The sequence below is a fragment of the Kocuria sp. p3-SID1428 genome, from assembly GCF_025149945.1.
Lineage (GTDB): Bacteria > Actinomycetota > Actinomycetes > Actinomycetales > Micrococcaceae > Kocuria.
Genome location: NZ_JALXVH010000043.1, coordinates 1 through 21,211, shown reverse-complemented (window position 1 = coordinate 21,211; position 21,211 = coordinate 1). Strand labels below are relative to the sequence as shown.

At 70.3% G+C, this 21,211-nt stretch carries 17 protein-coding genes; 6 read left to right on the top strand and 11 right to left on the bottom strand.

The genetic code is table 11. The features are described 5' to 3' along the window. Window positions 1-235 precede the first annotated feature (235 nt). Both M3E84_RS09620 and M3E84_RS09615 read right to left on the bottom strand, forming a co-directional pair. Window positions 236-1,498, bottom strand: coding sequence for an amidohydrolase (locus M3E84_RS09620; RefSeq protein WP_259895969.1), 1,263 nt, complete (start codon window positions 1,496-1,498; stop codon window positions 236-238). Window positions 1,499-1,591: 93 nt separating this feature from the next. Then, the gene (locus M3E84_RS09615; RefSeq protein WP_259895968.1) at window positions 1,592-2,710 is read right to left on the bottom strand and encodes a mannose-1-phosphate guanylyltransferase; all 1,119 of its coding nucleotides are present in this window, start codon (window positions 2,708-2,710) and stop codon (window positions 1,592-1,594) included. 425 nt (window positions 2,711-3,135) lie between these two features. Here M3E84_RS09615 and sdhC point away from each other — a divergent pair, with 425 nt between their 5' ends. The 4 genes from sdhC to M3E84_RS09595 all read left to right on the top strand — a co-directional run bounded on the left by sdhC (window position 3,136) and on the right by M3E84_RS09595 (window position 6,592). Beyond that, window positions 3,136-3,468 (top strand): succinate dehydrogenase, cytochrome b556 subunit, encoded by a 333-nt coding sequence (gene sdhC / locus M3E84_RS09610; protein WP_396415603.1) that lies wholly within the window; start codon window positions 3,136-3,138, stop codon window positions 3,466-3,468. A gap of 20 nt (window positions 3,469-3,488) precedes the next feature. After that, the gene (locus M3E84_RS09605; protein WP_259895966.1) at window positions 3,489-3,977 is read left to right on the top strand and encodes a succinate dehydrogenase hydrophobic membrane anchor subunit; all 489 of its coding nucleotides are present in this window, start codon (window positions 3,489-3,491) and stop codon (window positions 3,975-3,977) included. Between the two features lie 99 nt (window positions 3,978-4,076). Continuing rightward, a complete protein-coding gene (sdhA, locus tag M3E84_RS09600; protein ID WP_259895965.1) occupies window positions 4,077-5,828 on the top strand; it encodes a succinate dehydrogenase flavoprotein subunit in 1,752 nt (583 codons plus the stop codon). Next, complete coding sequence (locus M3E84_RS09595; protein WP_259895964.1) at window positions 5,828-6,592, top strand: succinate dehydrogenase iron-sulfur subunit; 765 nt, start codon at window positions 5,828-5,830, stop codon at window positions 6,590-6,592. The genes sdhA and M3E84_RS09595 overlap by 1 nt, the downstream gene beginning before the upstream one ends. Before the next feature lie 284 nt (window positions 6,593-6,876). Here M3E84_RS09595 and M3E84_RS09590 read toward each other — a convergent pair whose 3' ends face one another. From M3E84_RS09590 to glyA, 6 genes are all read right to left on the bottom strand, one after another. Continuing rightward, the gene (locus M3E84_RS09590) at window positions 6,877-8,067 is read right to left on the bottom strand and encodes a YihY/virulence factor BrkB family protein (protein ID WP_259895963.1); all 1,191 of its coding nucleotides are present in this window, start codon (window positions 8,065-8,067) and stop codon (window positions 6,877-6,879) included. 7 nt (window positions 8,068-8,074) lie between these two features. Then, on the bottom strand, window positions 8,075-9,109 hold the full coding sequence (trpS, locus tag M3E84_RS09585) for a tryptophan--tRNA ligase (protein ID WP_259895962.1): 1,035 nt from the start codon (window positions 9,107-9,109) through the stop codon (window positions 8,075-8,077). Between the two features lie 99 nt (window positions 9,110-9,208). Continuing rightward, on the bottom strand, window positions 9,209-9,967 hold the full coding sequence (locus M3E84_RS09580) for an exodeoxyribonuclease III (RefSeq protein WP_396415602.1): 759 nt from the start codon (window positions 9,965-9,967) through the stop codon (window positions 9,209-9,211). A 280-nt stretch (window positions 9,968-10,247) separates the two neighbouring features. Continuing rightward, on the bottom strand, window positions 10,248-10,790 hold the full coding sequence (locus tag M3E84_RS09575) for a hypothetical protein (RefSeq protein WP_259895961.1): 543 nt from the start codon (window positions 10,788-10,790) through the stop codon (window positions 10,248-10,250). Between the two features lie 205 nt (window positions 10,791-10,995). Next, window positions 10,996-11,883, bottom strand: coding sequence for a bifunctional methylenetetrahydrofolate dehydrogenase/methenyltetrahydrofolate cyclohydrolase (locus M3E84_RS09570; protein ID WP_259895960.1), 888 nt, complete (start codon window positions 11,881-11,883; stop codon window positions 10,996-10,998). Then, window positions 11,880-13,163 (bottom strand): serine hydroxymethyltransferase, encoded by a 1,284-nt coding sequence (glyA, locus tag M3E84_RS09565; protein WP_259895959.1) that lies wholly within the window; start codon window positions 13,161-13,163, stop codon window positions 11,880-11,882. Before glyA ends, M3E84_RS09570 begins: the two co-directional genes overlap by 4 nt. Window positions 13,164-13,487: 324 nt before the next feature. Here glyA and M3E84_RS09560 point away from each other — a divergent pair, with 324 nt between their 5' ends. Further along, the gene (locus M3E84_RS09560) at window positions 13,488-16,787 is read left to right on the top strand and encodes a beta-phosphoglucomutase family hydrolase (RefSeq protein ID WP_259895958.1); all 3,300 of its coding nucleotides are present in this window, start codon (window positions 13,488-13,490) and stop codon (window positions 16,785-16,787) included. A 105-nt stretch (window positions 16,788-16,892) separates the two neighbouring features. Here M3E84_RS09560 and M3E84_RS09555 read toward each other — a convergent pair whose 3' ends face one another. The 3 genes from M3E84_RS09555 to M3E84_RS09545 are packed head-to-tail and all read right to left on the bottom strand — an operon-like array spanning window position 16,893 to window position 19,228. Continuing rightward, entirely contained in the window at window positions 16,893-17,438 is a 546-nt protein-coding gene (locus tag M3E84_RS09555; RefSeq protein ID WP_259895957.1) for a gamma carbonic anhydrase family protein, read from the bottom strand. Between the two features lie 45 nt (window positions 17,439-17,483). Further along, window positions 17,484-18,101 (bottom strand): TetR/AcrR family transcriptional regulator, encoded by a 618-nt coding sequence (locus M3E84_RS09550; protein WP_259895956.1) that lies wholly within the window; start codon window positions 18,099-18,101, stop codon window positions 17,484-17,486. A 41-nt stretch (window positions 18,102-18,142) separates the two neighbouring features. Then, window positions 18,143-19,228 (bottom strand): LacI family DNA-binding transcriptional regulator, encoded by a 1,086-nt coding sequence (locus M3E84_RS09545; RefSeq protein WP_006215522.1) that lies wholly within the window; start codon window positions 19,226-19,228, stop codon window positions 18,143-18,145. Between the two features lie 348 nt (window positions 19,229-19,576). Here M3E84_RS09545 and M3E84_RS09540 point away from each other — a divergent pair. Then, window positions 19,577-21,211, top strand: a 1,635-nt coding sequence (locus M3E84_RS09540; protein WP_259895955.1) for a substrate-binding and VWA domain-containing protein, incomplete at its 3' end; no start/stop codon positions are given.

Genomic DNA, 21,211 nt, shown 5'->3' with positions numbered 1-21,211 from the left:
GGGCGGGGGCGCGCGGTGCCGAGCACGAGCTCAGCAGCACGGCGACGGCCAGCGCCGCCGCCACGGACTCGGGTCGATGCTCGCGGCGACGGCTCGTCACCGCCCTGCCGCTGGGGTGGGTGTGGGGGGATGTCATGGGAGTGGGCGGCTCCTGCGCTGCCCTGCGACAAGACCTTCAGGGGGGGGCGTCTCATCGACAGGGGATGGGTTTCTCCTGTGCTTCGACGGAGGGCGTTCAGCTGCCGGCGGATGCTCTCACATGGTGCGTCACGGCGCGCAGGGCGGTGCTGGCCATGACCTGGATGCCGCAGGAGATCGCCTCCTCGTCGGCGATGTAGTCGGCCTGGTGGAGGTCGTGGGTCCGACCGCCCCGGGTGCGGGTGCCCAGGCGCATCATGGCGCCGGGGACGTCCTGGAGGTACCAGGCGAAGTCCTCGCCGCCCATGGACTGCTCCACGAGCACCACGGCGTCCTCGCCCAGCTCCGCGCGGGCGGCGTTCTCGATCATGGTGGTCTCGAGCTCGCCGTTGACCACCGGCGGCACGCCGCGCACGTGCTCGAGGTCCACCGTGACTCCGTAGGGTGCGGCGACATCCTCGACGACCTGATCGAGCAGCTCGCCCGCCTGGTGCCAGGCCTCGGCGTCGAGGCAGCGCATGGTCCCCGCCAGGGTGCCCTCCGACGGGATGGCATTCGGGGCCACGCCCGCGCCGATCTCCCCCCACACCACCTGGACGCCCGAGCGGACGTCGATGCGCCGGGAGAGGATCGCCGGGACGTTGATCGCGATCTGGGCCATGGCGAAGACCAGGTCCTGCGTCAGATGCGGGCGCGAGGTGTGCCCGCCGGCTCCGGACAGGCGCAGACGCACCGTGTCAGAGGCCGAGGTGATCGCCCCGATGCGCGTGCCGACCTGGCCGACGTCGACCTTGGGCTCGCAGTGCAGCGCGAAGATCCGCGGAACGCCCTTCAGGACATCCTGCTCGATCACGGTCAGGGCCCCGCCGGGCAGCTGCTCCTCGGCCGGCTGGAACAGGACCCGGACCCGCCCGGACAGCGCCGAGGTGCGGTTGAGATCCGCCAGCACCGTGGCCACGCCGAGCATGATGGTGGTGTGGATGTCGTGTCCGCACATGTGCGCCACCCCGGGGTTCTCGGAGGAGAACTCGAGGCCCGTGGCCTCCTCGATCGGCAGGGCGTCGATGTCCGCGCGCAGGGCGACCGACAGCTCGCCGGTACCGATGTCCACGTAGCAGCCGGTGCTCCGCAGCCGGACTGGCTGCAGCCCCACGGCCTCGAGCTCGGCCATCAGGCGCTCGGTCGTGCGGTGCTCCCGGTAGGACAGCTCCGGATGCGTGTGCAGGTCGCGCCGGAAGTCGATCAGGTGCGGCAGGAAGCGGCGCACGAGCGGGGCGATGACCAGGGCCTGGCCGGCCTCGTCGGAGCGGTGGCCGGTGGTCTCGGGGCTGCGCGCGCCTGCTGAGGGGGTCTCGGACATTGCCTCAGGATACGGCGGACCCGCGAGCCTCACGACCACGGCACGCGGTCCCCCGCTGCGGGAGCCCGCGCGCCACGGCCGCCGGGGCAGGCGTCACAGGACGTCGGTGTCGCCGGCGGCCTTGAGCGAGCTGACGGTCTCCTTCACGCGCTGCGCGTGCTCGCGAGTGGTGACCAGCAGGGCGTCCGGGGTGTCCACCACCACGATGTCCTCCACGCCGATCAGCGCGATCACCCGACCGGTGTCCGAGACCACGATCCCGGAGGAGCTGTCCACGAGCACGCGGGGATTCTCGCCCAGCACCGCCACGTCGTCCGACTCCCCAGGGTGGTTCAGCCGCGACATGGCGGCGAAGTCCCCGACGTCGTCCCATGAGAAGGAGCCCGGGACCACGGCGACGTCGCCGACGGCCGCCGCCGGCTCGGCCACGGCGTAGTCGATCGCGATCTTGGGCAGCTGCTCCCAGACACGGGCCATCACCTCGTCCTGAGCCGCGGTCCCCCAGGCATCCGCGATCTCGGACAGCCCCGTGAACAGCTCCGGCTCATTGGCCTGCAGATGCTCCATCATCAGGGCGGCCGGGGCGACGAACATGCCGGCGTTCCAGAGGTAGTCGCCGCTGGCCACGTAGGAGCGCGCGGTGTCCTCATCCGGCTTCTCCACGAACTGCTCGACGTCGCGGGCCGACGGGGCTCCGTCGACGTCGAGGGGCTTGCCTGCCTTGATGTAGCCGAAGCCGGTCGACGGAGCGGTCGGGCGGATGCCGATGGTCACGACCTTGCCCGTGCGGGCGGTCAGCACGGCCTCGCGCACGGCCTCCTGGAAGACCTCGGCAGGCTCGATCACGTGATCGGCGGCGAAGGAGCCGATCACGGCCCCCGGGTCGCGGCGCTCGAGGAGGATGCTGGCCAGCCCGATCGCGGCCCCGGAATCGCGCGGCGACGGCTCCAGGACCAGGTCCTCGGCCGACAGCTCCGGCAGCTGCTGGCCCACGGCGCCGGCATGGCTGCGTCCGGTCACGACCATGATGGGGCTGCCGCTCAGCGGCGCCAGGCGGTCGTAGGTGGCCCGCAGCAGCGACGAGCCCGAGCCGGTGAGATCCAGCAGGAACTTGGGCGCGTCCGCCCTCGAGAGGGGCCACAGCCGGGACCCCACACCGCCGGCGGGGATGAAGGGGTGGAAATGCTCTAGAGGTTCCGTCACGGACCGCATGCTATCTGCCGCGGCTCTGCGCCCGGCCCCGCGCCGCCCGCCGGGGACGTCCACCGTTCGGCGGCGTCCGGGTCGCGAGACGCCGAGCCGTCGGGATGATTCAGCCGCCGCGGTGGGTCGACGGAGGGACTCGGATCCGCGTGAAACCGCACCGTGAGGCGACTGACACCTCGTCGCCAAGTGGCCGCCGCGGAGGCGTCCGACTGGTAGTGTGACCCGTGAATCCGCTGACAATTCCATGCAACAGGCCTCAGGCGCTCGGCCGCCGGCACGCGGACGTGCCCGTCGAGATCCCGCACGGGAAGCCGGTCTGAGGCGATACAGGGAGGTATCACATCGTGGCGACCACAGCACCCGCGGTCCGGACCCGGCCGGAATCCGCCGGGAAGATCGGATCGGGCACCCTCTATCGCGGAGGATTCGGCATGTGGTCGTGGGTGGCCCACCGGATCAGCGGCGTGGGCATCTTCTTCTTCCTCCTGGTCCACGTCCTGGACACGGCCATGGTCCGCGTGGATCCGGAGGCCTACAACGCCGTGATGGCGACCTACAAGAACCCGATCATGGGCATCGGCGAGATGGGCCTGGTGGCGGGCATCGTCTACCACGCGTTCAACGGCGTGCGCATCATCCTGGTCGACTTCTGGTCGAACGGTGCCAAGCACCAGAAGAAGCTCTTCTGGGCCGTGGCCATCGCCTGGCTGGTCGTGATGGTGCCGTTCGCCATCGTCCACGTGTCCAACATGTTCATCCACTGATCGCGAGGGGATCCACACACATGAGCACTCCGCTGAAGTCCAAGATCGCCGTCCCTCGCAGCAACGACCGCGAGGTCGCCGGCGTCAAGTACAACCGCTCCACCTCCGGTCGCAGCAAGTTCGAGATGCTGGCATGGCTCTACATGCGCATCTCGGGCCTCGTGCTGCTGGTCCTGGTGTTCGGCCACCTCTTCGTCAACCTGATCGCCCCGGAGGACGGCGTCCACGCCATCGACTTCGGATTCGTCGGCGGCAAGTGGGCCAATCCGTTCTGGCAGGTCTGGGACCTGCTGCTGCTGTGGCTGGCCCTGCTGCACGGCGGCAACGGCATGCGCACGATCATCGACGACTACGCCGAGCGCGGCGGCGTCCGCTTCTGGCTCAAGGTCGCCCTGTTCGTGGCGGTCGCCTTCACGATCCTGCTCGGCACCATGGTGATCTTCACCTTCGAGCCCTGCCCCTCCGGCGCGGATCCCGAGCTGCTGGCCAGCTTCTGCACCGCGAGCTGACCCTCGGCCGCCGCAGCACAGCCCGCCGATGACGTCGGGCGAGCACGCGGCGGCCGAGCGCAGCTGATCCCACGAACTCCCTACAGAAAGAACACTGGAATGCAGGTTCACAAGTACGACGTCGTGATCGTCGGCGCCGGCGGCGCCGGGATGCGCGCAGCCCTCGAGTCCGGCCAGCGCTCCCGCACCGCGGTCCTCACCAAGCTCTACCCCACCCGATCCCACACCGGCGCGGCGCAGGGCGGCATGTGCGCCGCTCTGGCCAATGTCGAGGAGGACAACTGGGAGTGGCACACCTTCGACACGATCAAGGGCGGCGACTACCTGGTGGACCAGGACGCCGCTGAGGTCATGGCCAAGGAGGCCATCGAGGCCGTCCTGGACCTCGAGAAGATGGGCCTGCCGTTCAACCGCACGCCCGAGGGCAAGATCGACCAGCGCCGCTTCGGCGGGCACACCCGCGACCACGGCAAGAACCCCGTGCGCCGCGCCTGCTACGCCGCCGACCGCACCGGCCACATGATCCTGCAGACCCTCTACCAGGCCTGCATCAAGCACAACATCGAGTTCTACAACGAGTTCTACGTGCTCGATCTGATCATGGTGGACACCCCTGAGGGACGACGCCCCGCGGGCGTCGTGGCCTACGAGCTGGCCACCGGCGAGCTGCATGTCTTCCAGTCCAAGTCGGTCGTCTTCGCCTCCGGCGGCGCCGGCAAGGTCTTCAAGACCACCTCCAACGCCCACACGCTGACCGGCGACGGCATGGCCATCGCCTTCCGCAGCGGCCTGCCGCTGGAGGACATGGAGTTCGTGCAGTTCCACCCCACGGGCCTGGCCGGCCTGGGCATCCTCGTCTCGGAGGCCGCCCGCGGCGAGGGCGGCATCCTGCGCAACGCGGACGGCGAGCGCTTCATGGAGCGCTACGCCCCCACGATCAAGGATCTCGCACCCCGAGACATCGTGGCCCGCTCCATGGCCAACGAGGTCCGCGAGGGACGCGGCTGCGGCCCGAACAAGGACTACGTCCTGCTCGACCTCACCCACCTGGAGCCCTCGCACATCGACGAGAAGCTTCCGGACATCACCGAGTTCGCGCGCACCTACCTGGGCGTGGAGCCGTACACGGAGCCCATCCCGGTGTTCCCCACCGCCCACTACTGCATGGGCGGCATCCCCACGGACATCAAGGGCGAGGTCTTCGAGAACTCCGAGAAGACCATCCCCGGCCTGTACGCGGCCGGCGAGGTCGCCTGCGTGTCCGTGCACGGCTCCAACCGCCTGGGCACCAACTCGCTGCTGGACATCAACGTGTTCGGCAAGCGAGCAGGCATCTTCGCCGCCGAGTACGCCGCGCGCGCCGAGTTCCTGCCGATCCCCGATGACGCCATCGCGCGTACCGAGGCTCTGCTGGACAACGCCCGCTCGGATCACGGCGACGAGAAGATCGGCGCCATCCGCAAGGACCTGCAGGACACCATGGACCTGAACATGCAGGTGTTCCGCACCCATGACTCCATCTGGCAGGCCCTGCAGGACATCGAGAAGCTGCAGGAGCGCTACTCCCGCATCTCGATCCAGGATCGCGGCAAGCGCTACAACCTGGACCTGCTGGAGGCCGTCGAGCTGGGCTTCCTGCTCGAGCTCGCCAAGGTCATGTCGGTGGCGGCCCTGCACCGCGAGGAGTCCCGCGGCGGTCACGCCCGCGAGGACTTCCCCGACCGCGATGACGAGAACTTCATGGTCCACTCGATGGTCTACGACGACCCGTCCTCCGAGACCGCTGGCATCCGCCAGGAGACAAAGCCCGTCATCTTCACCCGTTACGAGCCGATGGAGCGCAAGTACTGATGTCCACTGCCGCTGCTGAGAAGACCGACGAGACCACCCAGTCGGAGTCGATCCCGTCCTTCGACGTCACGGTGCGCGTGCGTCGCTACAATCCCGAGTTCTCCTCCGAGGTCACCTGGGACGAGTTCAACCTCACCATGTACGGCACGGACCGCGTGCTGGACTGCCTCCACAAGATCAAGTGGGAGATCGACGGCTCGCTGTCCTTCCGCCGCTCCTGCGCGCACGGCGTGTGCGGCTCGGATGCCATGCGCATCAACGGCCGCAACCGCCTGGCCTGCAAGGTGCTGCTGAAGGATCTGGACCTGTCCAAGCCGCTGACGATCGAGCCGATCAAGGGCCTGCCCTGCGAGAAGGACCTGATCGTCGACATGGAGCCGTTCTTCCAGTCGTACCGCGAGGTCATGCCGTTCCTCATCAACGAGGACAACGAGCCCGAGTACGAGCGCTACCAGTCCCCCGAGGACCGCGCTCGCTTCGACGACACCACCAAGTGCATCCTGTGCGCCGCGTGCACGTCGTCCTGCCCGGTGTTCTGGACCGACGGCCAGTACTTCGGCCCCGCCGCGATCGTGAACGCGCACCGCTTCATCTTCGACTCGCGCGACCAGGCCGGCGACATGCGTCTGGAGATCCTCAACGACAAGGAGGGCGTGTGGCGCTGCCGCACGACCTTCAACTGCACCGAGGCCTGCCCCCGCGGCATCCAGATCACCAAGGCCATCGCCGAGGTCAAGCAGGCGGCCTTGGCCACCTCCATGTGATCTCCCGCTGACCAGCGCCCGAGTAAGCGCCCAGCCACAGCCACGAGCCCCGTCGGTCCTCTGACCGGCGGGGCTCGGCGCTTCCCTGCCGTTCCGGCCCCGCTCCGCACTGTCCCCATCGTCCCGCCGAAGCCGCACCACCACAGCCCCTCAGCAATGATGGGCTGCGGTGGTGCGGCCTCAATCGAAGGGTCGCTCTGTGCAGGCGGCGCAGGGCTTACACAGGCTGCGCGGAGCCGGGACGGGGCGCCCTGCAGGAGCTTCTTGCAGCGCGCAGCGATTCCTCAGAGCAGGCCGCGCTCCTGGGCCCTGACGTGATCGAGGGTCTTCACAGCCACCGCGGCCACCGCCCGGGTCTCCCCCGCCGGCTGCGGGTGGCCTCCGTGGGTGTCGGCCTGGACCAGGGCGCCGAAGGCCGCCGAGACGAGGATGATCTGGCTGAAGAAGTAGAACCACAGCAGGACGCCCACGGTGATGGCGATCGAGAGCAGATAGGGGCTCGAGGTCATGGCCTGGATGACGAGGCCGCCGATCTCGCGCAGCACGTAGTTGCCGCCGGCGCCGAGGATGAGCATGCAGGTCATGACCCACCACGACGGCTTGAGCTGGGCGACCACGCGGTACATCAGGAACAGCATGAGCGCATCGGCGCCGACCCCGACCGCTGTGGCCGCCCCGTAGGCGACCTCGCCGTCCATGAAGCGGACCAGGGGGCTGAGCCCGGGCACCTGATCCACCTGGTCCTCGAGCAGGCGCAGCACACCCGCGGCCTCGGCATTGAGCACCAGGGAGATCGACAGCACCGCCACCAGCACGAGCAGTCCCAGGATGTCCCGCGGCACGGCGGCTGCCGGTGCTCCGCGCGACGGCGGCACCTCGAACATCCGGCGAGTCGACAGCCGGATCCCCGCGGCCCAGCGCCAGGCGGTGAAGCCCAGCACGGCAGCGCCCACGATCCAGGTGACGGTGAAGGGCTGGGTGGCCTCCAGCATGGAGACGGGGATCAGGCCCCCGTCCCCGGAGTTCAGCAGCCCCGGCACCGACTGCTGCACGGCATCGATCGCCAGGTCCCGGAACTCGGAGTCCGAGCCGAGCCAGCGCCCCATGAGGGCGAAGCCGATGACCAGCACGGCCACGGAGGCGAAGAGCATGTTGTAGGACAGCCCGGCAGCCATCAGCGGCCCGCCGTGGAAGAGGTAGTGCATGACCAGCCGGCCGGGCAGCAGCGTCCACACGGCGGCCAGAGCCCAGCCCAGGAGACTGCCGAGCTGGGAGAGCAGCCCGGCTCCCTGGCGGCGCTTCAGCCGCAGGATGGACCGCTGCCGCTTGGCCTCACGACGCAGCCCGTCCCGGTCCACGGCCGCCGGAGGCACTGCCGGCGGGTCCAACACGTAGGAGGCCGCGCCGGCCTGGGGCCGACGCGCTGCCTGGTCCAGGTCGATCAGCGGTCCCTGGCCGCGAGCCGAGCTGGGCAAGGTGCTCTCAGCGCGCCGGCGGCAGGAAGCCGACGGCGTCCATCACCTCGGACAGCGTCCGAGAGGTGATCTCGTGGCCCTTGTCCGCCCCGCGGGCGAGGATGCGATCCAGCTCGGCAGGATCGTCGAGCAGCTCCTGAGCACGGGACTGGATGGGGTCGAGGGTCTCGGCCACGACCTCTGCCAGATCCACCTTCAGGTGGCCGTACATCTTTCCCTCATAGTCCGCCACGATGTCGTCGATGGGCCGGTCGGTCAGGGAGGAGTAGATGGTCAGCAGGTTGGACACGCCCGGCTTGGCAGCGCGGTCGAAGCGGATCTCGGCGCCGTCGTCGGTCACGGCCGACTTGATCTTCTTGGCGTTCTTCTTGGCCGGGTCCAGCAGGCGGATCAGGCCGTTCTCCGACTCGGCCGACTTGGACATCTTGGCCGTGGGGTTCTGCAGGTCGTAGATCTTGGCGGTCTCCGTCATGATCCGCGGCTCCGGCACGCGCAGGGTCTCTCCGAAGCGCTGGTTGAAGCGCTGGGCGAGATTGCGGGTCAGCTCGAGGTGCTGGCGCTGATCCTCCCCCACCGGGACCTGATCGGCCTGGTAGATGAGGATGTCGGCGGCCATCAGCACCGGGTAGGTGAACAGCCCCACGCTCGTGGACTCCGCGCCCTGCTTGGCGGACTTGTCCTTGAACTGGGTCATGCGCGCGGCCTCGCCGTAGCCGGTGATGCAGTTGAGCACCCAGGCGAGCTGGCTGTGCTCCGGCATGTGCGACTGCACGAGCAGCGTGGAGCGCTCCGGGTCGATGCCCGCTGCGATGTACTGCGCGGCCGTCACGCGCGTGCGCCGGGCCAGCTCTGCCGGGTCCTGCGCCACGGTGATCGAGTGCAGGTCCGCGACGAAGAACACGCACTCGCTGCTGTCCTGCATGGCCACCCAGTTGCGGATGGCCCCCACGTAGTTGCCCAGGTGCAGCGAGTCGGCCGAGGGCTGCACGCCCGACAGGACGCGGGGCCTGGTGGTGGAGGTCGGGATGTCAGCGGTGGTCACGGGAGGTGCTTCTCTCTGCTGCGGGGACGACGGGCTCCGTCGTCGCGGATGATTCGAGGGCTGCGGACGCGGCTGCGCTCGAGCCGGCCGCAGGCTCTGTCAGAGCCGGTAGTCGACCACGAGCGCGGCGTGATCCGAGAACCGGGTGTCATAGCTCGGGGCGCGGTCCACGACGACCCGGACGGCGCGATCAGCCAGCGCCGGGGTGGCCATGTGGTAGTCGATGCGCCATCCAGCGTCGGTGTCGAAGGCCTTGCCGCGGTAGGACCACCACGTGTACGGGCCGGGGACCTCACCGGCGAGGCGGCGGGCGACGTCGACATAGCCCAGGTCCCCGAAGAACCGGTCGAAGTAGGCGCGCTCCTCCGGCAGGAACCCCGAGTTCTTGAGGTTGCCCTTCCAGTTCTTGATGTCCAGCTCGGTGTGGCCGACGTTCAGATCGCCCACGATCAGCACGTGGTCGGCGCTGCGGGTCAGCTCCGGCAGGCGGGTGAGCATGGCCTCCAGGAAGGCGTACTTGTCGACCTGCTTGGGGGTCTCGACCTCGCCCGAGTGGACGTAGGCCGAGACCAGGGTCAGCAGCGAGCCGTCGGGGAGGCGAAGGTCGTCCTCGACCCAGCGCCCGGAGTCGTTCAGGCCCTCGGCCAGGCCCTCGCGGCGGGCCTCCGGGACGATCGCACCGCCGTGGGCGTCGCGGCGCACGGCGGTCAGCACGCCGGCGCGCCCCTTGGCCTCGGCCTCGTGATGGTGGATGTCCCAGGCGTCGTCGCCGAGGAGCTCATGGGCGATGGAGTCCGGAGCGCGGACCTCCTGCAGGCACAGGACGTCGACGTCGCGGGGAGCCAGCCACTCGGCCATGCCCCGCTTGTACGCGGCGCGGATGCCGTTCACGTTGACGCTCGCGATGCGCAGCAGCTGCTCCCGGGGCACGGAGGCGCCCTCCTGGTCTGCGGGCTGTGCGGTGGTCTCGGCGCTCACCGGCGCTCCTCTCGTTGGCTGTCTCCAGCTGCTCTGATCCGCCGCCTCAGCGGCATGACGACTACCTGGCCGGCCTTCACATCCGGGACCGACCCTTGCAGGCCTTCCCCGGCTGCGCTCTGGCGGCCTCGTGGACCGGGCGGGTGACGACGAGACCGGGTCAGTCGATGATGTCGCCGTCCACCGGGGCCGCGGAGTCCTGCACGATGCCCATGCCGTTCGAGGCCGTCACGGCGATCGTATCGAGTGCGCGCTCCACCTGTGCGCGATCTCCCGGGTCCGATCCGTCGGCGGCCGGCAGGTTGGCGGTGATCATGCGCGTCTGGACCATGATGATCTGGAAGGAGTGCTCGATCTTCTGGTCGGTGATCGAGCGGTCAGGGGCCGGCGCGCTCTGCGTGGCGGCCGGGGCCCGTCCGAAGGCGCGCTGCGCGGTGCGCTGGGCCTCCTCCATCTGGCGGGCGCCGAAGCGGGCGGCCTTGCGCACCGACCACAGCACGAACGCGGCGATCAGCAGCCAGCCCGCCGCGATCCCGGCCAGGATCCAGCCGAGCAGCGAGCTCTCGTTCGCCGCCTGCAGCAGGGCCACCACGAAGATCACGACGAGCGCCGCGATCCCGATCAGCGAGATCCACAGCCCCGTGCGGCCTGAGGAGGCGGGAGTGCTCTGACGGGGCGGGTTCTCGGTGCCGATCTGCTGCATGCCCCATATTGTTCCGCATCGGCACAGCGCCCGCGAATCAGCTCACCCCGCTCTCGCCCCCCGGCGAACCCGCCCCGCGCCGACGTCCCGCCCCATGGGCGAAACGAAGAGGCCTCTTCCGTGCGCACGGCACACGGAAGAGGCCTCTTCAGTGCGGGCCGGAGCCCGCAGGCGGAACCACGACGGCAGCGCCTCCGGCCGGCGATCAGCCCTGCTGCGCCGCTCTCTCCGCGGCGGTGACCACGTTGACGAGCAGCATGGCCCGGGTCATGGGCCCGACGCCTCCGGGGTTGGGAGACATCCAGGAGGCGCGCTCGGCAGCCGCCGGGTCGATGTCGCCGGTGAGGACCTTCTTGCCGGTCTGCGGATCTTCCACGCGGGAGACGCCGACGTCGAGCAGGACCGCGCCCTCCTTGATCTGCTCGGCGGCGATCATGTGCGGCTGACCGGCGGCCGCGACGATGATGTCCGCACGGGCCAGCAGCGAGTCCAGGTCCTGCGTCCCGGTGTGGGCCAGCGTGACGGTGGCATTGATCTCGCGGCGCGTGAGCAGCAGCCCGATAGGCCGCCCGACGGTCACCCCGCGACCGACCACGAGGACCTCCTTGCCGCGCAGCTCGACGCCGTGGCGCTGCAGCAGCTCCACGATCCCCGCCGGAGTGCAGGGCAGCGGCGAGTCCATGGGATCCGACACGTTGAGCACCAGGCGCCCCAGGTTGGTGGGGTGCAGACCGTCGGCATCCTTGTCCGGATCCACGAGCTCGAGGATCCGGTTCGTGTCCAGGTGCTTCGGCAGCGGCAGCTGCACGATGTAGCCCGTGCACGCCGGATCCTGGTTCAGCGCCGTGATCTCGGCCTCGAGATCCTCCTGGGAGATGTCCTCCGGAAGGTCGCGGCGGATCGAGGTGATCCCCACCTCCGCGCAGTCGCGGTGCTTGCCGCCCACGTAGGAGTGCGAGGCGGGGTCGTTGCCGACCAGCACGGTGCCCAGGCCGGGGACGACGCCCCGCTCACCCAGCGCGGCGACGCGCTCGGCGAGCTCCCGCTTGATCTGCCGCGCGGTCTCGCGGCCGTCCAGGATCTGTGCGCTCACCAGTTCTCAAGCCCTTCGTACAGCGGGAAGTCGGCGGCCAGCTTGTCGACGCGGGCGCGCAGGGCGGCGACGTCAGGGCCGGGCTTCAGCGCCGTGGCGATGATGTCGGCGACCTCCTCGAACTCGGCGGCTCCGAAGCCGCGGGTGGCCAGCGCCGGCGTGCCGATGCGCAGCCCGGAGGTGACCATGGGCGGGCGGGGGTCGAACGGCACGGCATTGCGGTTGACTGTGATGCCGACCTCGTGCAGGAGGTCCTCGGCCTGCTTGCCGTCCAGCTCGGACTCGCGCAGGTCCACGAGCACCAGGTGGACGTCGGTGCCGCCGGTGAGCACGGAGACGCCGGCCTCGGTGACATCGGCGGCGGTCAGGCGATCGGCCAGGATGCGGGCGCCCTCGAGGGTGCGCTCCTGTCGCTCGCGGAACTCCTGGGATCCGGCGATCTTGAAGGCCACGGCCTTGGCGGCGATCGCGTGCATGAGCGGGCCGCCCTGCTGGCCCGGGAACACGTTGGAGTCGACCTTCTTCTTCCACTCCTCCGTGGTCAGGATGACGCCCGAGCGGGGACCGGCCAGCGTCTTGTGCACCGTGGAGGTGGTGATGTCCGCGTGGGGCACCGGGTTGGGGTGCAGCCCCGCGGCGACCAGACCGGCGAAGTGCGCCATGTCGACCCACAGGGTGGCGCCGACCTCATCGGCGATCGAGCGGAAGGCCTCGAAGTCCAGCTGGCGGGGGTAGGCCGACCAGCCGGCCACGATGACCTTGGGCTGCGCGGCGACGGCCTGCTCGCGGACCTTGTCCATGTCCAGGACCAGGGTCTCGGGATCCACCTCATAGGGAGCGATGCTGTAGAGCTTGCCCGAGACATTGAGCTTCATACCGTGGGTCAGGTGACCGCCGTGGGCCAGCGACAGGCCCATGAGGGTGTCGCCGGGCTGCATCATGGCGGCCATGACGGCGGCGTTGGCCTGGGCGCCCGAGTGCGGCTGGACATTGGCGTGGAAGGCGCCGAACAGCTCGGTGGCCCGATCGCGGGCCAGGTTCTCGACGACGTCGACGTGCTCGCAGCCGCCGTAGTAGCGGCGGCCCGGGTAGCCCTCGGCGTACTTGTTGGTCAGCACCGAGCCCTGGGCCTCGAGGACCGCGCGGGGCGCGAAATTCTCGGAGGCGATCATCTCGAGGGTGTCGCGCTGACGACCGATCTCGGAGGTGATCGCCGCGGCGACCTCCGGGTCAACCTCGGACAGCGGCGCATCGGTGATGCTGGGGCGGCTGGGGCTCATCGTGGCTCCTCATCTGGACGGACGATCCTGCGCGTGCGCCCCCACTCTAGTGCTCCGGCTCAACGCGCTCCGAGCCCTGCGCGGCGACCGAGCCGGGGCCTTCCGGAAATGCGCCCGACCGGATACCGCTTGGGACTGCGCCCAGGCCCTCGCGCCGGTAGGGTGGCCCGGGACCTGCTTTCGCCGGCATGCATGTGCGCCCAGCGCGCCGCCGGCGGGCGGGAAGTCCGCCAGACCAGACGCACAGCCGCGCCCTGACCCCGAGCATCGCCGGCTTGCCTGCCGGTCGGCCCCGGGCTCAGCGCACGACCCTCAGGAGTGCCCGTGAACGCCCGCCCAGAATCGCCCTTCACCGCTTCGCTCGAGCAGATCCATCCCGGCGGCCCCGCCGCCGAGAGCTCGGCGGACCACCTGCGGACCACCTTTGCCGCTGTGATCTTCGACATGGACGGCGTGGTGACGGATACGGCGGCCGTCCACGCCAGCGCCTGGAAGTCGCTGTTCGACGCCCTCCTGGCGGATGAGCGCCTCCAGGCCCTGGAGTCCGACGGCACCATCGATCGCCGGGAGTTCGACATCTCCCGGGACTACCGCGACTTCGTCGACGGCCGCCGCCGCGAGGATGGCATCCGCACGCTGCTGGCCTCCCGCGGGGCCTTCCTGCCCGAGGGCTCGGACGACGAGGCCCCCGGCACGTGGACCGTCCAGGGCCAGGCCGCGCTGAAGAACGACTACTTCAACGCCGCGCTCGAGCAGAAGGGCGTCCGCGTCTTCGACGCCACGATCGAGCTGATCCGCCGCCTTCGCGAGGGCGAGGTCCCCGTGGGCCTGGTGACCGCCTCCCGCAACTCGACCACGGTGCTCGAGCGCGCCGAGGTCGCCGATCTCTTCGACTTCATCGTCGACGGCGCCATGGCCCAGGCCGAGGGCCTGCCCGGCAAGCCCTCCCCGGACACCTTCCTGCGCTGCGCCCAGGAGCTCGGCGTCGACCCGGCCGATGCGGTCGTCGTCGAGGACGCCGTGGCCGGCGTGCAGGCGGGCGCGGCAGGCGGCTTCGGACTGGTGGTGGGCATCGCCCGCCACGGCGACCGCCAGGCGCTCTACCGCGGCGGCGCGGACGTCGTGCTGAACGACGTCGGCGAGCTGGACCTCGGCGCGCGCCGCGACGACCCCTGGAAGCTCGTCTTCGAGGGCTTCGACCCGGCCGTGCAGGCCCGCCGCGAGACCCTGATGACGCTGTCCAACGGCTACATGGGCGTGCGCGGCTCCCACAGCGAGCGCTCCCAGGACGGCGTGCACAGCCCGGGCAACTACCTGGCCGGCGTGTTCAACCGCGTGGTCAGCCACATCAACGGCCGGGACGTCGAGCACGAGTCCATGGTCAACGTCCCCAACTGGACCACCATGGACGTGCGCATCGCCGGCGGCACGTGGCTGTCCGAGGGCGGGCTGGACTACTCCGACGAGCGCACCGAGCTCGACCTGCGCCGCGGCCTGCTGACCCGCACCATGACGCTGACGGATCGCGAGGGTGACCCGGCCGAGTCCGGTGAGCGCGCCGTGCTGAAGGTCATCCAGCGTCGCCTGGTCTCCCTGCGCCACCGCCACATCGGCGCGCAGGAGACCGTCTTCGAGTCGCAGAACTTCACCGGGCGCATCCACGTGCGCACGGGCATCGACCCCAGCGTCGTCAACGACGGCGTCAAGGAGTACCGCGAGCTGAACTCGCACCACCTGGTGCTCGAGGAGTCCACCACGCTGGCGGACGAGCAGGAGACGCTGCTGTCGCTCGTGCGCACCAACCAGTCGCAGATCCAGATCGCCACGGCCCAGCGCACCCACGTGGACGGGGCCGCCTCCGTGCGCGCCCGCCGCGAGATCCGCCCCGGCGGCACGGAGTTCCGCCGCCTCCAGATCGCGCTGCGCAAGGGCGAGCCGGTCACCGTGGCCCAGACCACCGCGGTGGTCACCAGCCGCGACGCCGCGATCGGCTCCCCGAGCGAGGGCGCCCTGTCCCAGCTGAACCGCAACCCGCAGGACTTCGGCCAGCTGCTCGAGGCCCATGTGGTCGAGTGGGAGCAGCTGTGGCGCCGCTACGACGTCGCCCTGGACGAGGAGATCGACAAGCGCCCTGAGGACCTGCTGACCCAGCTGGCCCTGCGCACGCACACGTTCCACACGGCGCAGACGCTGGCCCCGCACATGTCCCTGCGCGATGCCGGCGTCCCGGCCCGCGGACTGCACGGCGAGGGCTACCGCGGCCACATCTTCTGGGACGAGCTCTACATCCTGCCGGTGATCTCGCTGCACCAGCCGCACGTGACCCGCTCGCTGCTGTCCTACCGCTGGCGCCGTCTGGCGGAGGCGCAGCACCGCGCGACCCAGTTCGGCCTGCGCGGAGCGGCCTTCCCGTGGCAGTCGGGCTCGGACGGCCGCGAGGAGACCCCGCCCGAGCTGTTCAACCACCACTCGCAGCGCTGGCTGCCGGACAACTCGTGGCGGCAGTTCCACGTGGGCCTGGCCATCGCCTACAACGCGTGGCTGTACTACGAGGCCACCGGTGACCTGGACTGGCTCTCGGGCCACGGCTCGGACCTGATCATCGGCATCACGCGCCTGTTCGACTCCCTGGCCGAGTACGACGAGGCCGACGGCCGCTACCACATCAGCGGCGTCATGGGCCCCGACGAGTACCACGACGGCCCCCGCGGCCAGCACGGCGGCGGTCTCAAGGACAACGCGTACACGAACGTCCTGGCCGCGTGGCTGTTCCGCCACTCGGCGCACATCTTCCGGGACATGGTCGAGCACCAGCGCGAGGAGCTCTCGGCGCGCTTCGGCGTGACCGCGGAGGAGGCCGAGCACTGGCACGAGGTCTCGCAGAAGCTCGCGGTGCCGTTCAACTCCGATGGCACGATCTCCCAGTACGACGGCTACGACTCCCTCGATGAGCTGGACTGGGACTTCTACCGCGGCAAGTACCGCAACATCGGCCGCCTGGACCTCCTGCTGGAGAACGAGGGCGACATGACGAACAACTACAAGCTCTCCAAGCAGGCCGACACCATCATGCTGGTCTACCTGCTGGGCCCGGAGGGCGTGATCGAGGAGCTCGGGCGCATGGGCTACGAGGTCGACAACGACGTCATCCAGCGCACCGTGGACTACTACATCCAGCGCTCGTCGAACGGGTCGTCCCTGTCCAAGGTGGTCAACGCCTCCGTGCAGGCCTGGGTCAATCCGGACCGCTCCTGGGCCTCCTTCCAGGACGCGCTGGTCATCGATCTGGACGACACCCAGGGCGGGACGACCGGCGAGGGCATCCACCTGGGTGCCATGGCGGGCTCGGTCGAGGTCGTGACCCGGGCCTACGCCGGCCTGCGCGTGCGCGGCGACTGGATCGAGTTCAGCCCGCACCTGCCGCCGCAGCTGCACGACGTCAGCTTCACGGTCCTGTACCGCGGGCAGGTCCTCAGCGTCCGGATCGACCACGAGGTCCTGGAGGTGGAGGGCTCCTCCAAGGGCGCCGATCCGGTGACCATCCACGTCGACGGCTCCGAGTACACGCTCCAGGCGGGCCAGAGGATCTCCGTGCCGATCGGACAGCGCACCGCCCGCGCCTGATCCGCACCGGGTGCCGGCACAGCCACGACCGGCATCCGGCGCCCGCCACGACGAGGGGTGTCGACACTCAGCGCGTCGGCACCCCTCGTCCGTCCTGCGGAGGGCTCAGGCCTCGTCCTGGAGGCGACTGTGGCGCCGGGAGAGCTCGAGGTATTCGGCGGCATTGCTGCGCACGGCCTCTCGCTCCTGATCCGTGAGCTCGCGGCGCACCTTGGCCGGCACGCCGGCCACGAGACTGCCGGGCGGGACCACGGTGCCCTCGAGCACGACGGCCCCGGCGGCGACCAGAGAGCCGGTGCCGATCACCGCCCCGTTGAGCACGGTGGCGCTCATGCCGATCAGGACGTCGTCCTCCACTGTGCAGCCGTGCAGCACGGCCGCATGGCCCACCGAGACCCGGTCGCCGATCGTGCAGGGGTGCTCCGGATCCGAGTGCACGGCGCAGTTGTCCTGCAGATTGGATCCTGCGCCCAGTCGCAGCGCGGAGCGATCACCGCGAACGACCGTTCCGTAGAAGACGCCGCTGCCGGGTCCGATCGATACATCGCCGATCAGCACGGCGGTATGGGCGATGAAGGCGTCAGGGGCGATCTCGGGGACACGCCCCTCCCAGGGAAGCAGGGCGGGCGAGGGCAGCGGCTTCGGTTCCATGGCCTCACAGTACGCGCGCGGGCCCGGCTTGCGGCAGGGCCCGGCTCAGTCCTCGTCCGAGGCCACGAGGGTGCGGGCGTAGTCCAGGTAGGCCTCGTGGTCGAAGCCCGGCAGCAGCGCCGACTGCACGACCCAGCCCTGCAGCACGGAGAGCACCGCCTGGGAGAACATCTCGACCCACTGTCGGGCGCTGGCCTCTGCCAGCCCCAGCTCGGCGACGGCCCAGTTGGCGAAGACGCGGTCGATCGCCGAGCGCAGCGTCTCCTGGTGGGTGCCCATCAGCTCGGCGACCGCGGGATCCACGGCCGCTTCGGCCCAGGTGATCAGCAGCAGCCGAGCCAGCCGCGGCGAGGCAGCCAGCTGCTCGAGCGCGCCCACGAGCCAGGCATCGGGCTGGAAGCCCTCCTGCGGCTGCTCGGTGCGCGGATCCGCCGGGGAGATGGCCTCCAGGACGCCGTTCAGGCCCGTGCGCACGCACTCGGAGACCAGCTCGGCCTTGCCTCCGGGGAAGTGGTGGTAGAGCGCACCGGCGGAGAGCCCGGTGGCCGCGATGATCTGATGCATCGAGGCGCCGCGGTAGCCGTGGGCCAGGAAGCACTCGGAGGCGGCGTCCAGGACGGCCTGACGCCGTGCGGCGCGGAACTGATCGCTGACCCTGGGCATGTCCCGATCCTATCCGGAACGGGCGTTCGGGGCGGGCGGTCTCAGCGCCGTCTGAGCGTGGGCGTCTCCAGGACCCGGCTCGACTGGCGCACCACGAGCTTGCTCGGCAGGACCAGGGGCCGGCTGGAGGTCGGCTGGGCTCCGCGGATCATGGCCACGAGGTTCTTCGTGGCCGTGGCGCCGATCGCGTGCACGGGGGCGGCGATCGTGGACATGCTCGGGGAGACGTACGGCAGCAGCATGATGTTGTCGTATCCGATAACCGCGGCGTCGCGCGGGACCGAGAGCCCGTGCTCCTGCAGGGTGCGCACGAACCCCACCGCCATGAGGTCGTTGTAGCAGATCACTCCCGAAGTGCGGTGCTCCATCCAGCTCAGCGCTGCGGCCCGGCCGCCCGCGATCGTGGGAGCGACCGGCCCCAGCCGGTGGATGCGCGCGTGCAGCGCCGCTCCGGTCTCCCGCACGGCCCGCCATCGCATGCCGTCGGTCCAGGAGGCCTCCGGCCCGGCGACGTAGGAGATGTCCCGGATGTTCTGCGAGACCAGGTGCTCGACGGCCCGACGGGTGCCCATGGCGTTGTCCGTGACCACGGAGACCACCCCGGAGACGGCCCGGTTGAGCATGATCGTGGGCTTCTGCTTGGCCGTCATCCGCACGGCGGAGTCCGACATGCGGGAGGAGACCATCAGAACGCCGTCCACGAGCGGCAGGACCCGCCCCAGCGCCTCCTGCTCCTTCTTGACGGTCTCCTGCGAGTTGGCCAGCACGATCGTGTAGTCGGCGTCGGCGGCGGCCTCCTCGGCCCCCCGCAGCAGATCGAAGTACACGGGGTTGGAGATGTCGCTGAGCACGAGGGCGATCATGCGGGTGCCCTCGCGGGCATCGGTGCGCCGAGTGATCGTGCGGGCGCGGTAGCCGAGCTCGTCGGCCGCGGCGCGGATGCGCTCGGCGGTCTCGAAGGACACGCGTCCCGGGCGGGCGAACGCGCGGGAGACGGTCGAGGGAGCGACCCCCGCCCTCCGCGCGACGTCGTAGATGGTGGGCGCCCGGCCCTTGGACGCGGACGGCCCCTGAGCGGCCTCCGACGGCACAGGATCGTCTGCTGGGGCGCTGCTCTGCTCTTCCATCACCCCCTCAGTCTGGCTCACCCGGAGCGCATCACAAAGCACGCCCGATGCGACCGGGCGCTCAGCCTCGCTGCTGGGCCGCCCTGCCTCGCCTGCTCCGTCACATTCGCTCGACGAGGAGTCGGAGGCAGCGCATCGTATAGGACATTATTCATTGACCGCAGAGCAGGACCCTTTTCGGGACAGAGCTCCCCCGGAGTGGGGACGGCCACAGCCTGCTCCTCTGCTCCGGCCCGTGCCAGACTGCAACAGCCTGCGCTGCGACCCCGGCTGTCCCGGGCCCCCTTCGCCAGCGTGCCCGCCCCTCTCATGTGGCAGTGAGAGCGGCTCCCCCGGGAGGAGAGACCCATGACCAACGGCGATGCACGCCGCGCCGCGCGCGAAGCGGAGAAGACGAAGTCCGGCGGCCGCTGGGCGATCGTCGGCGCCGCCGGACTTCTCGTGGTCGGCGGTGCAGGGCTGTGGGCCGTGACCGCCGGCGGGACCGGCGGAACCCCCTCCTCCTGCGAATCCACCGTGCGCATCGCCGTGGCGGCCACGCCCGAGATGGCCCGGGCGCTCGAGCACAAGCCGATCGAAGCCGACTCCTGCGTCCGCCTGGACGTCGTGGAGCAGTCCAGCGCGCAGACCGCCGAGCGCGCGAGCAGCGGCCAGCTCTTCGAGCCCCTCTGGATCCCGGACTCCTCCGGGCGCGTCGAGGAGTCGGGCTTCGACGACGCGGTGCAGAGGCACACCCCGTCCCTGGCCTCCTCCCCCGTCGTCGTGGCCTCCGCAGACGGCTCCGAGGACCTGCCCGGCACCTGGACCGAGCTGCTCGAGGAGAACAGCGCCCGCATGGGCGATCCCCTCGACGACGGCGGCGCCCAGGCGGCCATGCAGGCGGTGACCGCCGAGGCGCAGAGCGAGAAGGTCGACCCCGCGGCGGCCCAGGAAGCGCTGACGCTGCGCGCCCAGACCCAGGACGTCTCCTCCCCGCTGCTGGACGCGACCGGGCTGCTCGAAGCCCTCGAGCAGGACGGCGGCCAGTCGATCGTGACCGAGCACGACCTGCTCGATGACGACGCCGCCTCCGATCTGCGCGCCGGCGTGCCGGACAGCGGCACGGCCTTCCTGGACTACCCCCTGATGGTCACCAGCGGCTCGCTGTCGAGCTCGAACTCCGTGCAGACCGCCGCCGACGAGATCGCCGCCTGGTTCGAGACCGACGAGGGGCGCGAGGCCCTGGCCGATGCCGGCCTGCGCCCCGCCGACGGTGCACCGCTCGAGGACGACCGCTCGATCGAGATCCCCGAACGGCTCGAGATCGAGGATCGCGCCGCCTACGACCAGGTGGCCGAGACCTACGACCGTCAGTCGGCCCCCCTCAATGCGCTGGTGGTCGTGGATGCCTCCGGCTCCATGGGCGAGGAGGAGGACAGCGGCCAGACCCGCTGGGACTCCACCATGGGCACCCTGTCCATGGGCGCACAGCTGTTCCCGGCCCGCGACAGCCTGGGACTGTGGCTGTTCTCCAGGGACATGGGCCCCGAAGGAGAGCCCTACATCGAGCTGCAGCCGGTGCGCGGCATCGAGGAGGAGGTCCCCGACGAGGACGGGCTCACCCAGCGCGAGGCCCTCCAGGCGGAGATGGCCCAGGCCGAGTACAAGGAGGGCGGCGAGACCGAGCTCTACGAGACCACGCTCGCGGCCTTCCGTGAGCAGCAGCGCAACTGGCAGCCCGGTCAGCTCAACGCGGTGATCCTGGTCTCCGACGGCGGCCAGCAGGTCTACGGCCAAGACAACCCCATGCGCATGGAGGAGCTCATCAGCACGCTCGAGCGGGAGCAGGACCCGGCCAAGCCCGTGCGCATCGTGACTCTGGGCATCTCCGATGACGCCGACGAGGTCGCCCTGGGCGCGATCGCGGGCGTCACCGGCGGCACCTACCACCAGGCCACGGATGAGCAGCAGCTGCAGCAGGCGTTCCTGGAGGGGCTCTCCACG

Bases quoted from the DNA above. Each gene is read 5' to 3' on its own strand.
- M3E84_RS09620 (WP_259895969.1), bottom strand. From the start codon at position 1,498: ATGTCCGAGACCCCCTCAGCAGGCGCGCGCAGCCCCGAGACCACCGGC.
- M3E84_RS09615 (WP_259895968.1), bottom strand. From the start codon at position 2,710: ATGCGGTCCGTGACGGAACCTCTAGAGCATTTCCACCCCTTCATCCCC.
- sdhC (WP_396415603.1), top strand. From the start codon at position 3,136: ATGTGGTCGTGGGTGGCCCACCGGATCAGCGGCGTGGGCATCTTCTTC.
- M3E84_RS09605 (WP_259895966.1), top strand. From the start codon at position 3,489: ATGAGCACTCCGCTGAAGTCCAAGATCGCCGTCCCTCGCAGCAACGAC.
- sdhA (WP_259895965.1), top strand. From the start codon at position 4,077: ATGCAGGTTCACAAGTACGACGTCGTGATCGTCGGCGCCGGCGGCGCC.
- M3E84_RS09595 (WP_259895964.1), top strand. From the start codon at position 5,828: ATGTCCACTGCCGCTGCTGAGAAGACCGACGAGACCACCCAGTCGGAG.
- M3E84_RS09580 (WP_396415602.1), bottom strand. From the start codon at position 9,967: ATGGCCGAGTGGCTGGCTCCCCGCGACGTCGACGTCCTGTGCCTGCAG.
- M3E84_RS09575 (WP_259895961.1), bottom strand. From the start codon at position 10,790: ATGCAGCAGATCGGCACCGAGAACCCGCCCCGTCAGAGCACTCCCGCC.
- glyA (WP_259895959.1), bottom strand. From the start codon at position 13,163: ATGAGCCCCAGCCGCCCCAGCATCACCGATGCGCCGCTGTCCGAGGTT.
- M3E84_RS09555 (WP_259895957.1), bottom strand. From the start codon at position 17,438: ATGGAACCGAAGCCGCTGCCCTCGCCCGCCCTGCTTCCCTGGGAGGGG.
- M3E84_RS09550 (WP_259895956.1), bottom strand. From the start codon at position 18,101: ATGCCCAGGGTCAGCGATCAGTTCCGCGCCGCACGGCGTCAGGCCGTC.
- M3E84_RS09545 (WP_006215522.1), bottom strand. From the start codon at position 19,228: ATGGAAGAGCAGAGCAGCGCCCCAGCAGACGATCCTGTGCCGTCGGAG.